This is a genomic window from Bradyrhizobium valentinum (assembly GCF_001440405.1).
Lineage (GTDB): Bacteria > Pseudomonadota > Alphaproteobacteria > Rhizobiales > Xanthobacteraceae > Bradyrhizobium > Bradyrhizobium valentinum.
On sequence record NZ_LLXX01000234.1, the window covers coordinates 14358 to 33620 of the forward strand.

Below are 19263 nucleotides of genomic sequence, written 5' to 3' on the forward strand. Positions count from 1 at the left end.
GCAAGTGAGCATGTCTCAAAAGTGCCACAACCGGACTCATGCGTCGCAGCAGGAGAGCTCTATTCGATCACCTCGTCGGCGTGAACGAGCAACGCGGGCGGCAGTTGCAGGCCCAATGGCCGTGCAGCTTTTTGGTTCATGACCAACTCAAATTCGGTTGGGACTTGAACAGGCAGTTCGGCAGGATTGGCACCGCGCAAGATTCGATCAACATAGGATGCCGCGCCTGCGAAAATCTTCTCGATTTTCACCCCGTACGACATTAGGCCGCCGGCCTCGCAGAAGATGCGAAGCGGGTAGATCGCCGGTAGCCTGCACTCTGCAACCAGCGCAGTAATCTGGACGCGCCGGACAGAAGTGATCGCATCTGGCAGAAAAATGAGCCCACTATTCGGCTCATCCTTGAGCGAGCGAATAAGACGATCAATGTCGGAGCTATCGCCGCTCGGTGTCTCAATCGAGGCAATCCCTACTTTGCTCGCGACTTCATCAATTGACTTGCGAAACGCTGAGGAATTGTTGCCCGGTTCAGGGTTATATACGATCCCTATGCGCTCGACGTTTGGCGCCACTTCCTTGATCAGCGAAACCCATTTGCCACCGAGGGACGGTTCAAATGGCGTAAAACCAGTCACGTTGCCCCCGGGCCTTGAGAAGGTCTCGACGTAACGCATGCCGACTGGATCGCTGACCATCGCGAAAACGGTCGGAATGCTAGAATGTTCGGCGTGCAGAGCGGCCATAGAGGTGTTGGTCACTGCGAACAGAACATCAGGCTGCAAAGCGAGCAGCTCCCGGGCATATGCCTGTGAGAGATTGGTATCGCCACGAGTTATTCGATACTCGATCTGGAGATTTTGGCCGAGTATCCACCCCTTCTCTCTGAGGGAGGTTTCGAGAAAGTTAGCTTGACCTGGCTCGGTATAGAGAATCCCGACACGACGCGCACGGCCTTGAGCGCTCGCGCGGCCGACACTAGCGAGCATCGCAAGACCGAGAATGAACTCTCGCCTCCTCATGCGCCGCCCTTAGACTTCAGATGCGCTAATGGTATCGCGCCGCAGAAAAGGCGGATAGAGGCTTGTGTCCGCGTTGGGCAATTTTCGACCGATTCAGTCAGTTTTGGCTGCCAGTTCATATCCGCTTCGCCCCAGAAAGCGGACCTTAAACGGAGGACGATAAGCATAACGCGCGTTGAGGTTGGCTAGATGCATGTGAATCCAACTCCCGTTCACGTAGGGCCGCACTGTTTGAACGTTTGATCGCACACCCTCCCACATCGATCGACGTCATGTTGATGGAGTAGTCGAGCTTTGATCGCCTCGGCGCTGATCACTTTCAACCGAGGCAGAAGTCGGACAGCGCTTCGTTCAGCTCTTTGAAAGCTCGGAGGGCCTGGCGCTAGTCGCCGCTTCGGCCCAGAACATCGATCGGATGGTCAGCCTCTACCGGTCCTATAGCGCACGGGCCGGACACTGATCATTGGCCTCAAAGCGCTTGCGCGGAGTTCAGCCTTCCCTGAAAGATTAGAGCGATCGGCAACCCGCCCGTTCAGCACGAGATTTCTTCTGATAGGCCGCAGAAAGTGGCTTGAGAGTGACACGCGATCTTTCGTCGCAAAACTCCGCAATTTCTCAAGCCCTCATCTGAAGCTTAAGGAGCGGATCAGGCGCTGCGTGTCTTCTGGAATCCCCGATGGATGTTATTGTCTATTACTGCATACGTCCAAGCGACCCTTCCTATTCGGATCAATCTCTTGAAGAGCAGCGAGCTGCCGTCCAGAGCTGGCTGACCAGCCATCCCGCCACCATCGAAGCTGAGTACATCGAGCCAGAGACAGACGGCTTCTCTCGTCCGCACCTGCGTGACGCGATTGAAGCATGCAAGCAGACTGGTGCCACGCTGCTCGTGGCCCGAACTGAAGCTGTCGGCAGCGGTGCACCGTTCTCGCCGCGCATCACAAGTGTTCCTGTCGCATTCGCGCCGGAGACCCCGCGCGACCGGGGCTACATCATTGCGGCCCCCGGGAAGGCTCCCACCGGAATAACGCTATACTTTCCGGATCGCGGCGCCATGAACGTCATGCCAGTCTTTCTCTGCAACAGAACCGACCGAACGATGCGCGACATCACGGTTACTACTGTCGGCATCACCACACATATATCCATGAGCAGCCCCACGGGAGCGCCCCTCTCTCGACGACGCATACCTCGCTGACCTTCGAACAGCTCACCCCGAATACTGCAGTTCTGATCGATCGCTATGCCCCATGATCGATGGGGAGTTCATCACTTTCTACGACGTTGCATTCATAGATCATCGGGATCAAAAGCAACTTATTCGCACCGCGATTGCCCCGGGCGGACCTTCCGCCAGGTTCGTTGCGATAATGGCGTAGCAGAGCCGCATCCCTGAACACACCAGCCTGCTGCGTCCCGAACCAGGAACTCTCAATCAACGAACTGTTGGGGTTTTCAGTATAGGCGCTCTTCTGGACAGAAGGGCGCAATTCACTGCCTCCGAGACGCGATGCTAGCGCAAGGGGCGTTGGCAAGGCACGCGCCTGCGATCAAGTACAACCTCAGCACAGAGCTAGCAGCCTAAGGCCGTGCGTAAACCAATCCGAGTGGACCGAACAATGAGCATTGAGCCCATGCATCATCTAGCGCAAACATTTACCGAAAAGGTTGCCTATTGGTATTTCCGCCTCAATGGGTTCCTGCAAATCGAAAATTTCGTCGTGCATCCGGAGCGACGCGGCAGCCAGCGAACCGATGCGGACCTACTAGGCGTTCGTTTCAGACATCGTGCCGAATTCACCTTTGATCATCAAACTCCAATGAAGGACGACTCGCGCCTTTGTTTCTCTCCTCGTCTCGATGACATTGTGATCGTAGAGGTGAAAACGAACCAACCATGTACGCTGAATGGACCATGGACAGATCCAGATAGGCAGAACGTACAACGGGTTGTGGCAGCCATCGGTTGTCTACCGCGCGCCAGCATTTCAGAGGCTGCAAAGTGCATTACGAGGACGGTATTGCCATATTCGGGCGAACCAGGATCCGGCTGGTCGCCGTGGGTCGAAATGAAAGTGCAGAGCTAAGGGAACGCTATCCGGAGGTGCTTCAGCTCAGCTGGGACCAGATAATTGAGTTCATTTGGGATAGATTCCGCATGTACTCGGAGCAGAAGCGACATGTCGAGCAGTGGGATGAGGTCGGCAAATATCTGAGGCGATTGGCCGAGACTAACGACAAAGCTGCATTCATTCGTGATGTCTCCCATCAGATTGGCTTGACGCAGAGGAGGCAATGACAAGCAAGGGAGCGGTTATCCGTCCTGGTAGAAGGCTGCGTTCGATAGTCGTGACCTGTTTGAAGCGGAATTTAGCCCGAGGCGCGACAAAAAGGTCGTTGCCCGTCTAGTCGAAAGTATGGGCTCGGATATGGGCCGTCAGACAGTCAGCTTCAGAAAGTGCTGAAAAATAAGAACTTTTCGGCCTATATGGCGGAGAGAGTGGGATTCGAACTGGCGGTACGCTCGTTCGGCGCGTGGGGACTCAGTTCCCGAATAATAAAAAGGCGCTCGTCGAGCCGCTTTGCCGGCTCGGCCCTGTCAATCACATTGCGGAGATTAGACGTACGCCGGCCTCCACAAACACCGTTTGAAAAACCGTTTTAACGTCACGTTCTCAAACGGTAATCTTTTGTAAGTGCTTGATTTGAATGGCGCGCCCGAAGAGATTCGAACTCCTGACCCCCAGATTCGTAGTTCAACGGTGAGGCAGCGTGGCCGGCGCAGCAAAATGGTGACGGCCAGCGAGCCGTGATCCGACGTAAGTGCGGCGGTCGCCATCGACCTGCGATCACAATTGAGTCATCGCGCCCCGTTCACCCTCGCCGATTTTACGCTACGACTTTCCTTCTGCCGCTTCCACGGCGCCTCCACGAGCAAAATTTCCAACCAAATTGGGAGCAGCAAAAAGCCCTCGAAAACGATGCGTTCTCAAGGGCTTAGAACTTGGTTGCGGGGATAGGATTTGAACCTATGACCTTCAGGTTATGAGCTTGACGATTTGCCGGTAGTGTTTGTCACGATCATCTGGCGGTTTGCATCACCGGTCCGATTTCTATGCCACGACCATCCACATCCCGCAGACAAACGACGTTCTTTAAACACCGGGGTCTTTGAGAATCGGCCATACAATCTATGATAATAGTCCTTTCTTGTGCAACTTTTGGGCGGGACAGGTCAAATGCCGAAGAGCATCGTCATCTTTTCCGATGGCACAGGCCAAGCGGGCGGCATCAATTTCGACGAGGCGCGAACCAACGTCTACAAGCTGTACCGCGCCTGCCGCGTAGGCCCCGACACCCGGATTGATCCTTCCGAGCAGGTCGCATTCTACGACCCCGGTCTCGGTTCGGCAGCGGACGGCGGTCACTTCAAGGTCGGCTGGCTGCGTACGTTCTACAACGTCGCGAGCATGGCTACCGGCCTCGGCATCACCGCAAACATCATAGACTGTTACGCTGCGATAATACGATTGTATGAACCCGGCGATCGTATTTTCCTGATCGGCTTCAGCCGCGGCGCTTACACGGTTCGCTCGCTTGCGGGTGTGATCTCCTATTGCGGAATCGCGCGGCAGTTGCCGGGTGGTGCTCCCCTACGTCTTGACCTTGAGGGATCGCGCAAACTTGCAGAACACGCGGTGAAGGACGTGTATCAGTTCTGCTCATCCTATGACCGGACGAGGGCGGGCCGCTATCTCCAGTTCATGTTGCGGACGCGCGATGCGATCGCCAAAAAATTCAGGACCGAACACGGATGCTCAGCCGTCAAGGACGGAGTCGAGCAGGCAAACGTGTTTCCTTATTTTATCGGCGTCTTCGACACTGTGGCCGCATTAGGGAATAAGTGGCTGGCGCCGATTCTTATCGCGGCTGTGCTCGCGATTCCATTCGGGCTGCATTTCATCGGGGCTTGGCTCGAAGCCGCCTATCCGTGGGCCGGCAAGGTTACGCGCGATCTGGGCTATTTGAGTGTTATCGTTGCGCTGCTCATCTACCTGAGGAATTATTTGAAGATTGCGCCGTCCCTGCCCGGCTATGGCTTTTTCAGACGTCTCATGACGCTGCATCTCACGCGGCCGAAGCATCAATTCTATGACACGACCCTTAACGTGAATGTCGGCTACGCGAAGCATGCAATCTCCATCGACGAAAACCGCGCCGACTTCGCGCGTGTGGGCTGGAGGCCGACCGCCGAGAAGCTGATGAAGCGCGACGAGGACAAGAACCTTTACTTCGAACAGGTCTGGTTTCCCGGAGTTCACGCGGATATCGGCGGCGGCTACCTCGAAAACGAAGCCCGCCTTTCGGACGTCGCCCTGAGCTGGATGCTCGCCGCTTCGTCCATCATCCCCGATGGCCTGAAACACGACAGCAGTGTCCTGAAGCTATGGCCCGATCCCAGCGGCCTGCAGCACGACGAACAGGCCGGGGGCTGGCTGAGGAAGGGCCTCCGGCTGTTGCCGGAAGACGATAAGACGCATGAGTCGGCTGCAACGATGCACAAGTCTGTCTACCAGCGATTCGCAGGCGATCCGGTCCTGTTGTTCAACCGAATTGCGCAGTATCGCCCCTCAAATCTGGGAAGGCATGTCGACTTCAAACAATATTTTGGTTCGAATGCAGCTCTACCCAAGCCTGCTCAGAATCCAAAGTGCGTCGCCGACAATATCGAGGCGAAGTGGGAAAAAGCCGGCTATCCGGGCCGTTTGTGACGGGGAGCCCGGAATGAAGAGCGTCTACGCCGATAGGATCTCAACCTATGGCCTTAGGTCATCAGGCTGAAGGTCCGCTACAAGTGACAGACGTCAGTCGCCACAAACGCCCTCTCTAAGTTCGGGTCCAGACCGAGGCGTCACCGCACCAGTTTCGCACCAGAAACGGCCTCATCGAAGAGCAACAAACGCGATCGAATTCAAACAAAACCACTGCAAAATCAACAGGGCCGATCGATATTCCGCCGCTCATAACGAACTGGTTGCAGGTTCGAGTCCCGCTGGGACACAAGTGAAACGGGCGAAACGCCGAACGCGGCTTTGGATCACCGCACCAGATACAACTCAGTTCCGCGAGATGTCATAAGCAATTCTGAAATGGTTCGCGCGCATGGACCTGTCCGATATCCACTCCAAACTAACCGAATGCGCGACGGCGAGCCCACTACTCTTTTCTCGGCCTTGATCAACTACTATGCCGCCGAAACTGGACACCATTCAAAGTGGCGGCGGTGGGAGTGCTGAATGATCGAGCCCCGTGGCATGTCGAAAGAACAGGCCGCGGCCTATGCCGGTTGCGAAACGTTGTCGGCGTTCAACGACTGGATTCGACGCGGAATCATGCCGGGCCCGATCCCCGGAACGCACAAGTGGGATAGAAAAGCCATCGATGCTGCCCTTGACCGGCTATCCGGTCTCCAGCCTACAATGCAACCGCGGCTATCACCATACGACGCGTGGAAGGCATCCCAAAATGCGAGTGCGGCTGAAGGGAATCAACTGGTCAATCAAAAAACTCGCTGACGGAACGTCGAAAACCTATTGGTACGCTTGGAAGGGCGGCCCACGCATCGACGCGGAGCCTGGCACGCCCGAGTTCATGCGCCTCTACAATGAAGCTGTTGCGTCCTACAAGAAGAAGAGCGCCGAGACGTTCAGTTCGCTCATCGACTACTTCAAGGACTGCAGCGAGTACAAGGACCTCGGTGAGAAGAGTAAGCGCGCCTATGACGGCTACCTCAAACTCATCGAGGCCAAGTTCGGTTCGTTGCCAATCGGGGCTCTCGAAGACAAGCGTGTGCGGGGTGACTTTAAAGAGTTTCGTGATTCATTTTCCGATACGCCGCGCAAGGCGGACTACATCTGGACCACAATTGCGCGCGTGCTGTCGGTTGCGAAGGACCGTGGCAAGATCGCGGTGAACGTCTGCGAGCGCGGTGGCCGGCTTTATGAATCTGATCGCTCGGAGATAGTGTGGACTGCAGACGATATCCGCGCCTTCTGCGGTGTCGCGTCCGTCGAGCTGCAGGCCGCTCTCCTGCTCGCGGTATGGACAGGCCAGCGCCAGGGAGACCTGCTGCGGCTGACCTGGAAGGACTACGATGGTACATACATCCGGATGCGTCAGTCGAAGGGGCGCGGCCGTAAGGCCCGGCGCCGTGTAACAATCCCGGTGGGACCGCCGCTGAAGGCGGCGCTTGATGCTGCGCTGAAGGAGAAGCGCTCGGCCGTGACCATTTTGGTCAACTCGTTCGGCCGGCCGTGGACGGAGGACGGTTTCAGGACGAGCTGGGACAAGGCGTTCAGGAAAACCTCGCTGAAGGACCTGCACTTCCACGATCTGCGCGGCACTGCCGTTACGCGCCTCGCCCTGTCGAACTGCTCCGTGCCGGAGATCGCCTCCATCACCGGCCATTCGATGAAGACGGTACAGGAGATTCTGGACGCGCACTACCTGGGTGGCCGCCTCGAGCTCGCGGAGTCAGCGATCAAGAAGCTGAGCGAAGTTTACGGGTAGGAACAGAAATGAGATTGGGATGTGGATCGATTCCAGGTGAAGGCGTCCTCTGTCGCCAAGGCTTCTGCGTGTGAGAATGCTCCACGCCGCCGGGGAACGAACTGGCCGCTGTGGTAACGCGCAGCCATCCCGCCACTCCTTAAACAGGCGTACGGATGACGAACAAATTTCTCAAACCGGACGTCAAACCGAAAGGCCCGTTCTGATACGCATTGCTGCTAAGTCCCTGCGAGGCTTGGTGGGCGCACCAGGGCTCGAACCTGGGACCCGCTGATTAAGAGTCAGCTGCTCTACCAACTGAGCTATGCGCCCGGATGCGTGAGGTCCGGAAAAGCCTTCGCGAGAGGGCGTCGTTTAGCAAAGCGACCCGGGGATGTCCAGCAAGCGAGGCTAAGTTTTCCCGGGCTTTGGCGGACAGCCCGAACGGCAAAAGCCGCTGGATTTCAGCGGCTTCTGCCAGTGTCCGGATCGGGCCCCGGTTGGGGGCGCGTCAGAGCCGTTCGGGGCCGCCCCGGTCCGGGCCACCATCCCGGTCATAACGGTCGCGGCCGTAGCCGTGATGCCGGTCAAAGTCGCGGTCCCTGCCCATTTCGCGCTCGAACCGGTGATGGTGCCAGCCTTCCCTGCCCCCGAACCGCCGGTCCATATGGGTCAGAACGGCAAGCCGCCGCTTCTGGCCGTCATCGAGCGTCTTGTAGAGCGGGTCGGCGACGTCGGCGATCTTCTTCATCGCCGCCGCCGTCGCGGCCATATTCTCGGCCCGCTCGCGCAGGCGCGATACCGGATCGTCGGGCTTCTGCTGGCTGGAATCATCCCTCGGCGCGTTCATCCGCGCGTTGGCGCGATCGATTCTGAGCTTGGCAAATTCCCGTACCGCGGCCTCGACCGGCGGCCAGAGCTTTTCCTGCTCCGCCGTCAGCTTGAGGCCGGCGTGGACGGCCGCGATCCGCGCGTCGGCATAGGCAGCCCGGTCCTCCGGGTTCATCCGCATATGGCCGTAGCCCCAATGACGGTGCTGGGCGTAGACGGCGGTCGAACCGGCGATGGCAAGAACCGCGACCGCGGCGATGGCGAACTTCCTCATGCGAACCTCCTCTGAAAAGGTTGCCTGAGGATGAGCCTGCGCCAGCCGGCGTTCAACTTAATGATTGGCAAGGGATGCTTCCCTTACCAAGATGTAATCCGGCGTCGTTTGATCCAGCGCAATGCGCTGATGGCTACAGCATGCCGAGCGCACGCGGCAGCCACAGCGAAAGCTCCGGCACATAGGTGACGATGCCGAGGAAGATCAGCATGGTCAAAAGCCACGGCCATACCGCGATCGTCAGCTCCGTGATGCCCATCTTGGCGATGCCGGACGCCACATACAGGTTGAGCCCGACCGGCGGATGGCACATGCCGACTTCCATGTTGACCACCATCAGGATGCCGAGATGCACCGGATGGATGCCGAGCTTGACCGCCACCGGAAACAGGATCGGCGCCATGATCAGCACGATCGAGGACGGCTCCATCACATTGCCGGCGATCAGCAGCAACAAGTTCACGATCAGGAGGAAGATGATCCAGTCGACGCCGACCGAGGTGATCCATGCCGCGATCTGCTGGGGAATGTTTTCATTCGCCATCAGGAACGAGAACAGCACCGCGTTGGTGATGATGTAGAGGATCATCGCGCTCATATTGGCGGAGCCGAGCAGCACTTTCGGCACGTCCCGCAGCGACATGTCGCGATAGACGAAGACCGCGATGACGAAGGCGTAGACCGCGCTGATCGCGGCTGCTTCCGTCGGCGTGAACATGCCGGCATAGATGCCGCCGAGCACGATCAGGATCAGCAGCAATCCCCACATGCACTTGCGGAACGCGGTGAAGCGCTCGGTCCAGCTCGCTTTCGGCAGCCGCGGATAGTCGTTCTTATACGCGCGATAGAAGGTCGTAACGCCCAGCAGGGTCGCCAGCATGATGCCCGGGATGACGCCGGCCATGAACATCTGGCCGACGGATGCCGATGACACGCGATGCCCGGCCGGATCGAGCGCAATGCTGCCGCCCGTCGCCACGCAATAGATTACCATCACGATCGAGGGCGGGATCAGGATGCCGAGCGCGCCCGAGGTGGTGATGACGCCGGCCCCGAAGCGCTTCGGGAATCCCTGCTTCACCATCGCCGGCAACATGATGGCGCCGATCGCGATCACGGTCGCCGGCGACGAACCGGACACCGCGGCAAACAGCGCGCAAGCCATCACGCCGGCAAGCCCGAGGCCGCCATACCAGTGCCCGACCATGGTGGTCGCGAAATTGATCATACGACGCGCGACGCCGCCATGGGTCAGGAAGTTTCCGGCGAGGATGAAGAACGGGATCGCCATGATCTCGAAATTGTCGATGCCGGTGAACAGCTTCAGCGCCACCGACTCGGTCGGCACGTTCGTCATGGTGTAGATGAAGGTCAGAACCGTCATGCCGAGCGCGATCGAGATCGGCATGCCCGTCAGCATCAGCGCGATCAGCAGTCCGAAGATGAATACGCTGGTCATCGCGTCACCTCCGCGACACCGGCGCCGGGCGCTTCGACCTCAACCCCCTCGACATGGGCGTGATCATGATGCGGCAATTCGCCGGTACGCCAATAGCCGTACGCGACCTGCAGGAATCGGAAGCACATCAGGTACGAGCCCAGCGGGATGCAGAGATAGACGAACCAACTCGGTATCTCGAGATCGGGCGAGACCTGGTCGGTGTGCATCAGGCCCCAGACGAACGTCGCGCCCATCGTTCCGATAACGGCGGTGAAAAACGCGCCGCAGAACAGCCCGAACAGCACCACCGCATTGCGCCAGGGCGATTTGAGCTGGTTCACGACAACGTCGACGCCGACATGGATGCCGGTGCGGACGCCATAGGCGGCGCCGAACTTGGCGACCCACACGAACATGTAGATGCAGAGTTCCTGCGCCCAGGACAGGTGGATCGGAAACAGGATCGGATACAGCAACGGAATGCCGATAAGATAGCGGTGCATCACCGCCAGAAAGATGATGAAGGTCGCGAGCCCCATCAGCGTTGCGATCAATATCTCCTCAAGCCGATCGAGGATGCGAAGCAGCATCAACTTCCCCCTGAAAGATCGGCCGCTTTTGTCCCAGCCTGATCCTGTGCCATTTCCGCGGCATCTACTACGGGCCGCAGTCCCCACTCATTCATAGCATATTTCGGAAAGGACAAGGGCTTCCGCGCCGACGCACGGAAGCCCTTAAACACCATTCTAGTTCGTCGCGCCCCTCGTCTCCTTGAGGAATTCGTCGATCAGGGGCTGACCGACTCGCTTGGCCACGTCCTGGTAAACCGGTTCGAGCGCCTTGCGCATCGCTGAGTCCTGCTCCGGCGTCAGCGACACGATTTCGCTCTTGCCGGTCTTCTTGATTTCGGCCAACGCGTCGTCGTTTTCCTTCGCCGACTGGCCGTTGCCGTAGGCGGTGGCCTCCTTCATGGCCTTGTCCAGCTCGGTGCGAATATCCGCCGGAATGCCATCCCAGAATTTCTTGTTCACCACCACGATGTAGCCGATGTAGCCATGGTTCGTGACGGTGATGTACTTCTGCACCTCATGCATTTTCTGGGTGTAGATGTTCGACCAGGTGTTCTCCTGGCCGTCCACGACGCCGGTCTGCAGCGCCTGATAGACTTCGGAGAACGCCATCACCTGCGGGATCGCACCCAGTGTCCGGAATTGCGCTTCCAGCACCTTGGATGACTGAATGCGGAACTTCAGACCCTTGTAGTCCGCCGGCGCCACCAGCTTCTTGTTGGCGCTCATCATCTTGAAGCCGTTGTCCCAATAGGCGAGCCCGGTCATGCCCTTGGCATCCAGCAGCTTCAACAGCTTGGTGCCAAGCGGTCCCTCGGTGACCTTACGCAACGTGTTAAGATCGGGAAGGAGATAAGGAAGATCGAACACCTCGAACTCCTTGACGCCGATCGGGCCGAACTTGGCGTTCGACGGCGCCAGCATCTGCACCGCGCCGAGCTGCAGCGCTTCCAGCTCTTCCTTATCCTTGTAGAGCTGCGAGTTCGGATAGACTTCGACCTTGACCTTGCCGGCGGTGTATTTCTCGGCCAGCTCCTTGAACTTCTCGGCCGCCAGACCCTTTGGCGTATTGGTCGCCACCACATGGCTGAACTTGATCACGATCGGCGATTGCGCCGTGGCCGGTCCGACCAGAGCCAGTACCGCGATCGATGCCGCGGCCAAAATCAGCTTGCGCATATGTCCTCCCTTTTTATTCCTTCCGGCGCACGCGTAAGCGGCTCCGATGCTTGCATGCCAGTTGACCAATACAGACAAGCGAGCCCAATTGCCATTGCCCGTTAGCAGGGGTTCTCGCGGCCGGCTTTGCTGCGCTGCAAAATTCGGCCTTCCTCCGAGCCGGTTTTGGACCCGTTGGCTCGCAATGTCCGCCGCCTTGGCAACGATCGGTGGATTACATCGCGTGTCCAATGCAAAAACGCGGCGCCTTGCAGCGCCGCGTTTCGTTAGTCCGTCGATGAGCGAGACGTCTCAGCCCGCCGCTTGCGCCGGCATGTCGCGCTGGCGCTTCATGACGATCTTGTTCAGCGCGCCGAGATAGGCCTTTGCGGAAGCGACCAGCGTATCCGGATCGGCTCCCTTCGACGTCATCGAGCGGCCTTCATGGGCGAGCCGCACCGATACCTCGGCCTGCGCGTCGGTGCCTTCGGTGACGGCGTGGACCTGATAGAGCTCCAGCTTGGCCTCGTGCGGCACCAGCGCCTTGATGCAGTTGAAGACCGCATCGACCGGGCCGTTGCCTTCGGCTTCCTCGATTTTCGTCTGGCCTTCGACGTCGAGCTTCATGGTCGCGCGCTGCGGACCGTGGGTGCCGGCGATCACCGTCAGCGAGACCAGCTTGATGCGGTCATGCGAGGCTGCGATCTCCTGATCGACCAGCGCCTCGATGTCCTCGTCATAGATGTCCTTCTTGCGATCGGCCAGCGCCTTCATCCGCACGAAGGCGTCTTCGAGCTGGTTGTCGCCGAGCTTGTAACCCATCTCCTCCAGCTTGTGCACGAAGGCATGGCGACCCGAATGCTTGCCGAGCACCAGCGACGACTTCTTCAGGCCGACCATTTCGGGGCGCATGATCTCGTAGGTCGATGCGTCCTTCAGCACGCCGTCCTGATGGATGCCGCTTTCATGCGCGAACGCGTTACGGCCAACGATAGCCTTGTTGTACTGCACCGGGAACGAGGTGGCCGCCGAAACCAGTTTCGAGGCCCGCGTCAGCATGGTGGTGTCAATCTTGTTCCACCACGGAAACACGTCATTGCGGATGTTGATCGCCATCACGACTTCTTCCAGTGCGGCATTGCCTGCCCGCTCGCCGATGCCGTTGACGGTGCATTCGATCTGCCGCGCGCCGCCGGCGATGCCGGCCAGCGAATTCGCCACTGCCATGCCGAGGTCGTTATGGCAATGCACCGAGAAAACCGCCTTGTCGGAATTCGGCACCCGCTCGATCAGCGTGCGCATGAAGTTCGTGTATTCCTCCGGCACGGTGTAGCCGACCGTGTCCGGGATATTCACGGTGGTGGCGCCGGCCTTGATGACGGCCTCGACGATGCGGCAGAGAAAGTCCATTTCGCTGCGGGTGCCGTCCTCGGCCGACCATTCAACGTCGTCGATCTGGTTGCGCGCGCGGCTAACGTTGGCGATCGAAAGCTCGACCACCTGCTCCGGCGTCATGTTCAGCTTGACGCGCATGTGCAGCGGAGAAGTCGCGATCACGGTGTGGACGCGGCCGCGTTTTGCAAATTTCACCGCTTCGGCGCAGCGGTCGATGTCCTTGGGGTGCGCGCGGGACAGGCCCGCGATGACGGCGTTCTTGGAGCGGCGGGCGATTTCGCTGACCGCCTGGAAGTCGCCTTCCGAGGTGATCGGGAAACCGGCCTCGATGACGTCGACGCCCATGTCGTCGAGCATCTCGGCAATCTCGAGCTTTTCCTCGAACGTCATGGTCGCACCCGGGCATTGCTCGCCGTCACGCAGGGTGGTGTCGAATACGATTACGCGGTCCTTCTCGGACTTGTTGGCGATAGTCATCTGAAGAATTCCTTTTGGGTCTTGCGCCGGTTCAAGTGGCGCTGAAGGGTCTGGTGATCTCGCGCGAACCCCTGAGTGCCCAGGCGCAAACCGCCCAGACGGCCCTCAGGGGCCGATAAGAAGCAGAAGCCCGCCAAGAAGGAGGGTGGGCGCGGTCGCAGCCGGAATCGCAGGGGCAGCCTTGGCCGCTCCACCCCGAACTCCGTGTTTTTCGCTGCGAATCAGCATTGCCAGACCCTTTGGGACGCCAAAATTCTCGGCCAAAACCATTGACGGTTCGTTGCCGGAGAGCGCGTTCCGGGCCCCTTCTAGACGAAAATTATGGGTCGCCGCAATGCCAAAAGAGGTTCAGGACAGGTGACCTAACGGGCGGACGAAATCGGTTAGGAGCGGCCCGGCACCCGGCAACCTCTTCCTGCGTTACCAATCTACAGCTTCACGTGAGCATCAAAATGGGCGTTGAGAATGAAATCAAGTTCCGCCTGCCGAAGCGAAATCTCGGGCCCTCTCCCAGATTGACGGTGCCCGGCTGCAAGATCGGCGAGCGCTCCGAGAGCGATCTGCTGTCGACCTATTTCGACACGCGGAAACAAAAATTGAAGCGGCGTGGACTTCTGCTCCGGGTCAGGCAAACGGACGGCAAGCACATACAAACAATCAAGCAGACGTCCGGCGCGCAGTTCGGCCGCGGCGAGTGGGAAACCGAAATAGGAGGACGCACTCCCGATCTTGGCGAGGCGAATGGCACCCCCCTGCAGCGGTTGGCCTCGAACAAGCTGCGGCGCAAGTTGAAGCCGATCTTCAAGACCTCGGTACATCGCATCACCATGCCGGTCCGCACCAGACGGAGCGAACTGGAACTTGCCATTGATCACGGCAAGGTCGTCGCGGCCGGGCGCGCCAGCCGCATCGAGGAGGTTGAACTCGAACTGAAACGCGGACCTGCAGCGGATCTGTTTCGCGTCGCGAAGGCGCTGGAGCGGAAGCTGGCGGCCGAGCTTTGTTTGAAAGGGAAGGCAGACCGGGGCTACGAACTCATCAATGGCAAGAGCGCTCAAGCTGTTTTTGCAGAGCCGATCGAGCTTGAGAAGCGGATGAGCGTCATCGAGGGTTTCCGAGCCATCGCCCGCTCCACCCTTCGCCACTTTTCCGGAAACGCAGATGCCGTCCGTAACCTTGATCCGGAAGGCGTACATCAGATGCGCGTAGGCCTGCGCCGCCTGCGTGCGGCCATCTCGCTATTCTCACAAGCATTGGCGGCTGCGAAAACCGAAGAGATCAAGACAGAACTGAGGTGGCTGACAAGCGAGCTTGCCCACGCGCGCGAACTCCACGTCTTCCTGGAGGAGAAGATTGGCCCTGTCGCTCGCGAAATAACACCGCGGCGGGGCGGCAAAGCCATCGCGAGAGAGTTTGCCGATAAACGCGCCGAGGCGCTCGAGCGGGCCAGGAAGGCCGTCGATTCGCCGCGATGCCGTGCGCTGCTCATCGACGTGCTCGAGTGGATAGAGGCGCAGCATGGCCGGGCAGACGTCGCCAACAGCGAGCTCGACGAATTCGCCGCGAAGCTGCTGGATCGGCGCATCAGGAAGGCACACAAGGACGCAGGGAAGCTGCAAGAGATGACGGCTCCCGAGCGGCACAAGCTCCGGATCAGGATGAAGAAGATCAGGTACGCAGCCGAGTTCTTCGAAAGCCTATTCCGCAGCAAAGGCGAGCGAAAGGCGCTCGCACGTCTATCGAAACATGCGAAGAAGATTCAGGATGCTCTGGGCTCGCTCAACGACTTCATTGCGGACCGAAAGATGGCGGCAGAGGCCGCGCTCCAGGCCCCACCTCAAAACAGGCGCGCCCGCGCCTTTGTTTCAGGCATTATCGTCGGACGCGAGGATGAGCAGGCCAAGCCGCTCATGAAAGCGGCCGCAAAGGAACTGCGCGCGCTTCGCCATCTTTCCGCACTTGGCTAATGCTGTCGTCATCAGCACGTAGGATGGGTAGAGCGGAGCGAAACCCATCTATTTGCGCCACTTGGAATGAATGATGGGTTTCGCTTCGCTCTACCCATCCTACTTCTTGCCCTCCGCCAGCAGCGCCTCGCGGACCTGTTTGAACTCGCTGCGGTCGGCTTTGTCGACTTTCGGGAAGTGGAGGTCGAGGCTGTCCAGCGCTGCGACGATCGTCGAGCCGATCACCACGCGGGCGAACCATTTGTGGTCGGCAGGGACCACGATCCAAGGGGCCGCCTGCGTCGAGGTGTGGCGGATCATGTCCTGGCAGGCGGCCTGGTATTTCGCCCACAGATTGCGCTCGCCGATGTCGGCGAGCGAGAATTTCCAGTTCTTGGCCGGATCCTCCAGCCGCTCGAGGAAGCGCTCGCGCTGTTCCTCCCTGGAGACGTTGAGGAAGAATTTCAGGATCGCGGTGCCGTTGCGCGCGAGGTAGCGCTCCATCGCGGAGATGTCCTCGAACCGCTCCTTCCAGATGTCCTTGGTCACGAGTTGCGGGGGTATTTTCTGCTTGGCGAGGATCTCCGGGTGCACCCGCACCACCAGGCATTCCTCGTAATAAGAGCGGTTGAAGATGCCGATCCGGCCGCGCTCCGGCAGCGCGATCATGCTGCGCCACAGGAAATCGTGATCGAGTTCTTTCGTGGACGGCTGCTTGAACGACGTGACTTCGCAGCCCTGCGGGTTGACGCCCTCGAACACGCTCTTGATCGCACTGTCCTTGCCGGCGGCATCCATGCCCTGGAAGATCAGCAGCAGCGACCAGCGGTCCTGGGCGTAGAGTTTTTCCTGGAAATCGGACAAACGCTCGCGATTGGCCTCGATGATCCCCGTCGCCCTTTCCTTGTCGAGGCCGCCCTTCTCGTTGGTCCTGTGCGACTTCAGGTGAAACTCGCCTGACCCGTCGTAGCGGAACGGAGCGACATAAGGCTTCAATTCATCCGCCAGCGATTGCGAGGATTTCTTGCTCATTTCGTCCCGGAGGGCTTGGGTTGCGTTTTCAATCTGTCGAGAACGCTACCAAGAATGCCCTTGGGAAGGAATATGATGAAGATGACCAGCAGCACGCCGTAGACGAGGTTGTCCCAGCCGACCGCCTTGGTTCCGAACCCGATGCGCAGCACTTCGGCGAGCATGATGGTGATGACGGCGCCGACCGTCGGGCCGAGCGAGACATAGAGGCCGCCAACGATGACGGCGAACACCATCTGCAGCGACACCGCGATGCCGCTGACGGTGTCGGGCGAGATGAACATCTGGTACTGGCAATAGAGCGCGCCGGCGAGCGCGGTCATCAGCGCCGAAATCAACGTGATCTTGAGCTTTTCGGCCGTGACGTTGACGCCGGCCGCAGCGGCTGCATCCTCGTCCTCCGAGATCGCCTCCATGGCGTAGCGGCTCATGCTGCGGTCGACCCAGCGCCAGATCAGAAGGCCCACGACCCAGACGAACAGCGCGATCAGGTACCAGGTCGTCTTGTCGTCGAACTGCAGCGCCATCAGGCCGCTTCCGCTGCGGGCGCGGTCCGGCGTGTAGCCAAGCGAGCCGCCGGTGTAGTCACGCGTTGCGGTGATGACCTGCAGCACGATGCCGGACAGCGCCAGCGTTACCAGCACGAAATAATGCCCGGTGATGCGGAAGCGAAAACAGGGATAGGCGACGACCAGCGCCAGCACCCCCGCCGCCGCCATGCTGATGGGAATGCCGATCCACGGCGACACATCGAGATGGTTCCACAACAGTGCGGTGACATAGGCGCCGACGCCCATGAAGCCGCCATGGCCGAGCGACACCAGGCCGAAGCGGCCCATGATCGACCATGCCGTATAGGCGAACGACCAGATCAGGATCAGCACGAGAATGTGCAGGTGATACGGCTCGCGATAGACAAAGGGCAGCGCGACCAGCGCTGCGAGTCCGACGGCCCAGGCGATGTAGCGGGAATTCACGAGCGCCTCGCAAAAAGGCCCGCGGGCCGGATGAACATCATGACGATGAAGAAGGCGAACGCTAGCACGTAACCCCATTCGAGATCGGAGTACAGGCCGCCCAGCGAAATGATCTGGGCGAACACGAACGCCGCGATGAAGCCGCCTACGAAATTCCCCAGGCCCCCGAGCACGCAGATCAGGAAGGTGATCGGCCCGAACGACAGCCCGACGAAGGGGTGCACGTCGTATTGCAGCACCAGAAGACAGGCGGCGAGGCCGGCGAGCGCGCCGCCAAGCGCGGAGGTGATGAGATAGATGCGCTTGGTATCGACCCCCATCAGCGACATGATCTGGCGGTCCTGCGCGACAGCGCGGATCGCCGTGCCGGTATAGGTGCGCTTCATGAAGAAGTAGATCGCCAGCATGCCGATCAAGGCGGCGGCGAAGGCAAGCAGCCGCGAATAGCTGAAATGCATCTCGCCGATCGCCAGCACCGGCAGGCGGATGCCGAGATTGCGGAAATCGATGCCAAAGGCAACAGTGGCAAAACTCTGCAGGATGAACAGCACGCCGCCGGTCGCGAGCAACTGGTTGATCGGCGGCGCGGTCAGAAGCGGCGCGATGACGATGTAGTGCAGCGCAGCCCCAAGCGCCGCCACCAGCAGGATCGCGAACGGCGCCGCGACCCAATACGGCAGGCCGAACACCTGGACCATGTAGTACATGCCGTACATGCCGATCATGACCAGCTCGGCGTAGCAGATCCAGGTGACGTCGATAACGCCGAAAATCAAATTGAGCCCGAGCGCGAGCAGCGCCAGCACGCCGCCGAGCAGGATGCCGTTGACGATGGCTTCCAGCAGAAAGATGTCGAAGGTGTCGAGGAATGCCTGCATGCGTGACCTGCCTTAGACGCCCAAATAAGCCTGCTTGATGGTATCGGTCGACATCATCTCTTCCGACGTGCCGGACGCGCGGATGGTGCCGGCCTCGAGCAGATAGGCGCGGTCGACCACTTTCAGCACCTGCTGCACGTTCTGCTCGACGATCAACACCGTGAGCCCGCTGGCGCGGATGCGTTTGACCAGTTCGAACACCTGCTGGACCACGACCGGCGCAAGACCGGCCGACGGCTCGTCGAGCAGCAACAATTTCGGGTCCGACATCAGCGCGCGGCCGATGGCGCACATCTGCTGCTCGCCGCCGGACAGGGTGCCGGCCATCTGGCTGCGCCGTTCCTTCATGCGCGGAAACAGGTCGAATACGAATTCCAGCCGCTCGGCATATTTGGCGCGCGCGCCCGGCATGTAGGCGCCCATCTTCAGATTGTCGTCGACGGTGAGCCGCGGGAACAGCCGGCGGTTTTCCGGCACGTGCGCGATGCCGAGATCAACGATGCGATGCGCCGGCGTCGCCAGCACGTCGTGGGCTTCCATCGCGATCGCGCCCCTCGTCGGCCGGATGAGCCCTGAGATCACGCGCATCAGCGTCGTTTTTCCTGCGCCGTTGGGGCCGATCACGCCGACCGCCTCCCCCGCCTTGACCTCGAGGTTGATCCCGAACAGCGCCTGAAAGCTGCCGTAGCCTGCGTCGATCGATTTCAATTCGAGCAT

The 19263-nt window shown here is 59.6% G+C and carries 15 protein-coding genes, 2 tRNA genes and 1 pseudogene; 6 read left to right on the forward strand and 12 right to left on the reverse strand.

Going from position 1 to position 19263, the window contains the following annotated elements; all coding sequences use genetic code 11:
• Positions 1–59 precede the first annotated feature (59 nt).
• Entirely contained in the window at positions 60–1019 is a 960-nt protein-coding gene (locus CP49_RS40275; protein ID WP_057855627.1) for an ABC transporter substrate-binding protein, read from the reverse strand.
• A 676-nt stretch (positions 1020–1695) separates the two neighbouring features.
• Here CP49_RS40275 and CP49_RS40280 point away from each other — a divergent pair.
• Positions 1696–2217 carry a recombinase family protein gene (locus CP49_RS40280; protein WP_057855628.1) on the forward strand — a complete coding sequence of 174 codons (522 nt, stop codon included), beginning with the start codon at positions 1696–1698 and terminating at the stop codon, positions 2215–2217.
• Between the two features lie 421 nt (positions 2218–2638).
• Complete coding sequence (locus CP49_RS45625; RefSeq protein WP_156438916.1) at positions 2639–3106, forward strand: hypothetical protein; 468 nt, start codon at positions 2639–2641, stop codon at positions 3104–3106.
• Positions 3107–4024: 918 nt separating this feature from the next.
• Here CP49_RS45625 and CP49_RS45630 read toward each other — a convergent pair.
• Positions 4025–4110: transfer RNA gene (locus tag CP49_RS45630), tRNA-Met, on the reverse strand.
• A gap of 148 nt (positions 4111–4258) precedes the next feature.
• Here CP49_RS45630 and CP49_RS40290 point away from each other — a divergent pair.
• From CP49_RS40290 to CP49_RS40295, 3 genes are all read left to right on the forward strand, one after another.
• The gene (locus CP49_RS40290) at positions 4259–5791 is read left to right on the forward strand and encodes a DUF2235 domain-containing protein (RefSeq protein WP_057855630.1); all 1533 of its coding nucleotides are present in this window, start codon (positions 4259–4261) and stop codon (positions 5789–5791) included.
• 525 nt (positions 5792–6316) lie between these two features.
• Positions 6317–6595 (forward strand): hypothetical protein, encoded by a 279-nt coding sequence (locus tag CP49_RS46575; protein WP_082646481.1) that lies wholly within the window; start codon positions 6317–6319, stop codon positions 6593–6595.
• Positions 6546–7589, forward strand: a complete 1044-nt coding sequence (locus CP49_RS40295; RefSeq protein ID WP_057855652.1) for a tyrosine-type recombinase/integrase — start codon at positions 6546–6548, stop codon at positions 7587–7589. Before CP49_RS46575 ends, CP49_RS40295 begins: the two co-directional genes overlap by 50 nt.
• Before the next feature lie 236 nt (positions 7590–7825).
• Here CP49_RS40295 and CP49_RS40300 read toward each other — a convergent pair.
• From CP49_RS40300 to CP49_RS40325, 6 genes are all read right to left on the reverse strand, one after another.
• A tRNA-Lys gene (locus CP49_RS40300) sits at positions 7826–7901 on the reverse strand.
• A 178-nt stretch (positions 7902–8079) separates the two neighbouring features.
• Positions 8080–8673 carry a Spy/CpxP family protein refolding chaperone gene (locus CP49_RS40305; protein ID WP_057855631.1) on the reverse strand — a complete coding sequence of 198 codons (594 nt, stop codon included), beginning with the start codon at positions 8671–8673 and terminating at the stop codon, positions 8080–8082.
• Between the two features lie 133 nt (positions 8674–8806).
• Positions 8807–10132 carry a TRAP transporter large permease gene (locus CP49_RS40310; RefSeq protein WP_057855632.1) on the reverse strand — a complete coding sequence of 442 codons (1326 nt, stop codon included), beginning with the start codon at positions 10130–10132 and terminating at the stop codon, positions 8807–8809.
• Complete coding sequence (locus CP49_RS40315) at positions 10129–10704, reverse strand: TRAP transporter small permease (RefSeq protein ID WP_057855633.1); 576 nt, start codon at positions 10702–10704, stop codon at positions 10129–10131. Before CP49_RS40315 ends, CP49_RS40310 begins: the two co-directional genes overlap by 4 nt.
• A 156-nt stretch (positions 10705–10860) precedes the next feature.
• Positions 10861–11862, reverse strand: a complete 1002-nt coding sequence (locus tag CP49_RS40320) for a TRAP transporter substrate-binding protein (protein WP_057855634.1) — start codon at positions 11860–11862, stop codon at positions 10861–10863.
• Positions 11863–12153: 291 nt separating this feature from the next.
• A complete protein-coding gene (locus CP49_RS40325; RefSeq protein ID WP_057855635.1) occupies positions 12154–13713 on the reverse strand; it encodes a 2-isopropylmalate synthase in 1560 nt (519 codons plus the stop codon).
• Positions 13714–14165: 452 nt separating this feature from the next.
• Here CP49_RS40325 and CP49_RS40330 point away from each other — a divergent pair, with 452 nt between their 5' ends.
• Positions 14166–15680, forward strand: coding sequence for a CYTH and CHAD domain-containing protein (locus tag CP49_RS40330; RefSeq protein ID WP_057855636.1), 1515 nt, complete (start codon positions 14166–14168; stop codon positions 15678–15680).
• 99 nt (positions 15681–15779) lie between these two features.
• Here CP49_RS40330 and CP49_RS40335 read toward each other — a convergent pair whose 3' ends face one another.
• The 4 genes and pseudogenes from CP49_RS40335 to CP49_RS40350 all read right to left on the reverse strand — a co-directional run bounded on the left by CP49_RS40335 (position 15780) and on the right by CP49_RS40350 (position 19263).
• A complete protein-coding gene (locus CP49_RS40335; protein WP_057855637.1) occupies positions 15780–16691 on the reverse strand; it encodes a polyphosphate kinase 2 family protein in 912 nt (303 codons plus the stop codon).
• A pseudogene (locus CP49_RS40340) lies at positions 16657–17668 on the reverse strand (branched-chain amino acid ABC transporter permease). Before CP49_RS40340 ends, CP49_RS40335 begins: the two are co-directional and overlap by 35 nt.
• Complete coding sequence (locus CP49_RS40345) at positions 17665–18546, reverse strand: branched-chain amino acid ABC transporter permease (RefSeq protein WP_057855639.1); 882 nt, start codon at positions 18544–18546, stop codon at positions 17665–17667. Before CP49_RS40345 ends, CP49_RS40340 begins: the two are co-directional and overlap by 4 nt.
• 12 nt (positions 18547–18558) lie before the next feature.
• The gene (locus CP49_RS40350) at positions 18559–19263 is read right to left on the reverse strand and encodes an ABC transporter ATP-binding protein (protein ID WP_057855640.1); all 705 of its coding nucleotides are present in this window, start codon (positions 19261–19263) and stop codon (positions 18559–18561) included.

What these genes read in the sequence shown, in the direction of transcription:
- CP49_RS40275 (WP_057855627.1), bottom strand. Translation starts at nt 1,019, where the DNA reads ATGAGGAGGCGAGAGTTCATTCTCGGTCTTGCGATGCTCGCTAGTGTC.
- CP49_RS40280 (WP_057855628.1), top strand. Translation starts at nt 1,696, where the DNA reads ATGGATGTTATTGTCTATTACTGCATACGTCCAAGCGACCCTTCCTAT.
- CP49_RS45625 (WP_156438916.1), top strand. Translation starts at nt 2,639, where the DNA reads ATGAGCATTGAGCCCATGCATCATCTAGCGCAAACATTTACCGAAAAG.
- CP49_RS40290 (WP_057855630.1), top strand. Translation starts at nt 4,259, where the DNA reads ATGCCGAAGAGCATCGTCATCTTTTCCGATGGCACAGGCCAAGCGGGC.
- CP49_RS46575 (WP_082646481.1), top strand. Translation starts at nt 6,317, where the DNA reads ATGATCGAGCCCCGTGGCATGTCGAAAGAACAGGCCGCGGCCTATGCC.
- CP49_RS40295 (WP_057855652.1), top strand. Translation starts at nt 6,546, where the DNA reads ATGCGAGTGCGGCTGAAGGGAATCAACTGGTCAATCAAAAAACTCGCT.
- CP49_RS40305 (WP_057855631.1), bottom strand. Translation starts at nt 8,673, where the DNA reads ATGAGGAAGTTCGCCATCGCCGCGGTCGCGGTTCTTGCCATCGCCGGT.
- CP49_RS40310 (WP_057855632.1), bottom strand. Translation starts at nt 10,132, where the DNA reads ATGACCAGCGTATTCATCTTCGGACTGCTGATCGCGCTGATGCTGACG.
- CP49_RS40315 (WP_057855633.1), bottom strand. Translation starts at nt 10,704, where the DNA reads ATGCTGCTTCGCATCCTCGATCGGCTTGAGGAGATATTGATCGCAACG.
- CP49_RS40320 (WP_057855634.1), bottom strand. Translation starts at nt 11,862, where the DNA reads ATGCGCAAGCTGATTTTGGCCGCGGCATCGATCGCGGTACTGGCTCTG.
- CP49_RS40325 (WP_057855635.1), bottom strand. Translation starts at nt 13,713, where the DNA reads ATGACTATCGCCAACAAGTCCGAGAAGGACCGCGTAATCGTATTCGAC.
- CP49_RS40330 (WP_057855636.1), top strand. Translation starts at nt 14,166, where the DNA reads ATGGGCGTTGAGAATGAAATCAAGTTCCGCCTGCCGAAGCGAAATCTC.
- CP49_RS40335 (WP_057855637.1), bottom strand. Translation starts at nt 16,691, where the DNA reads ATGAGCAAGAAATCCTCGCAATCGCTGGCGGATGAATTGAAGCCTTAT.
- CP49_RS40345 (WP_057855639.1), bottom strand. Translation starts at nt 18,546, where the DNA reads ATGCAGGCATTCCTCGACACCTTCGACATCTTTCTGCTGGAAGCCATC.
- CP49_RS40350 (WP_057855640.1), bottom strand. Translation starts at nt 19,263, where the DNA reads ATGCTCGAATTGAAATCGATCGACGCAGGCTACGGCAGCTTTCAGGCG.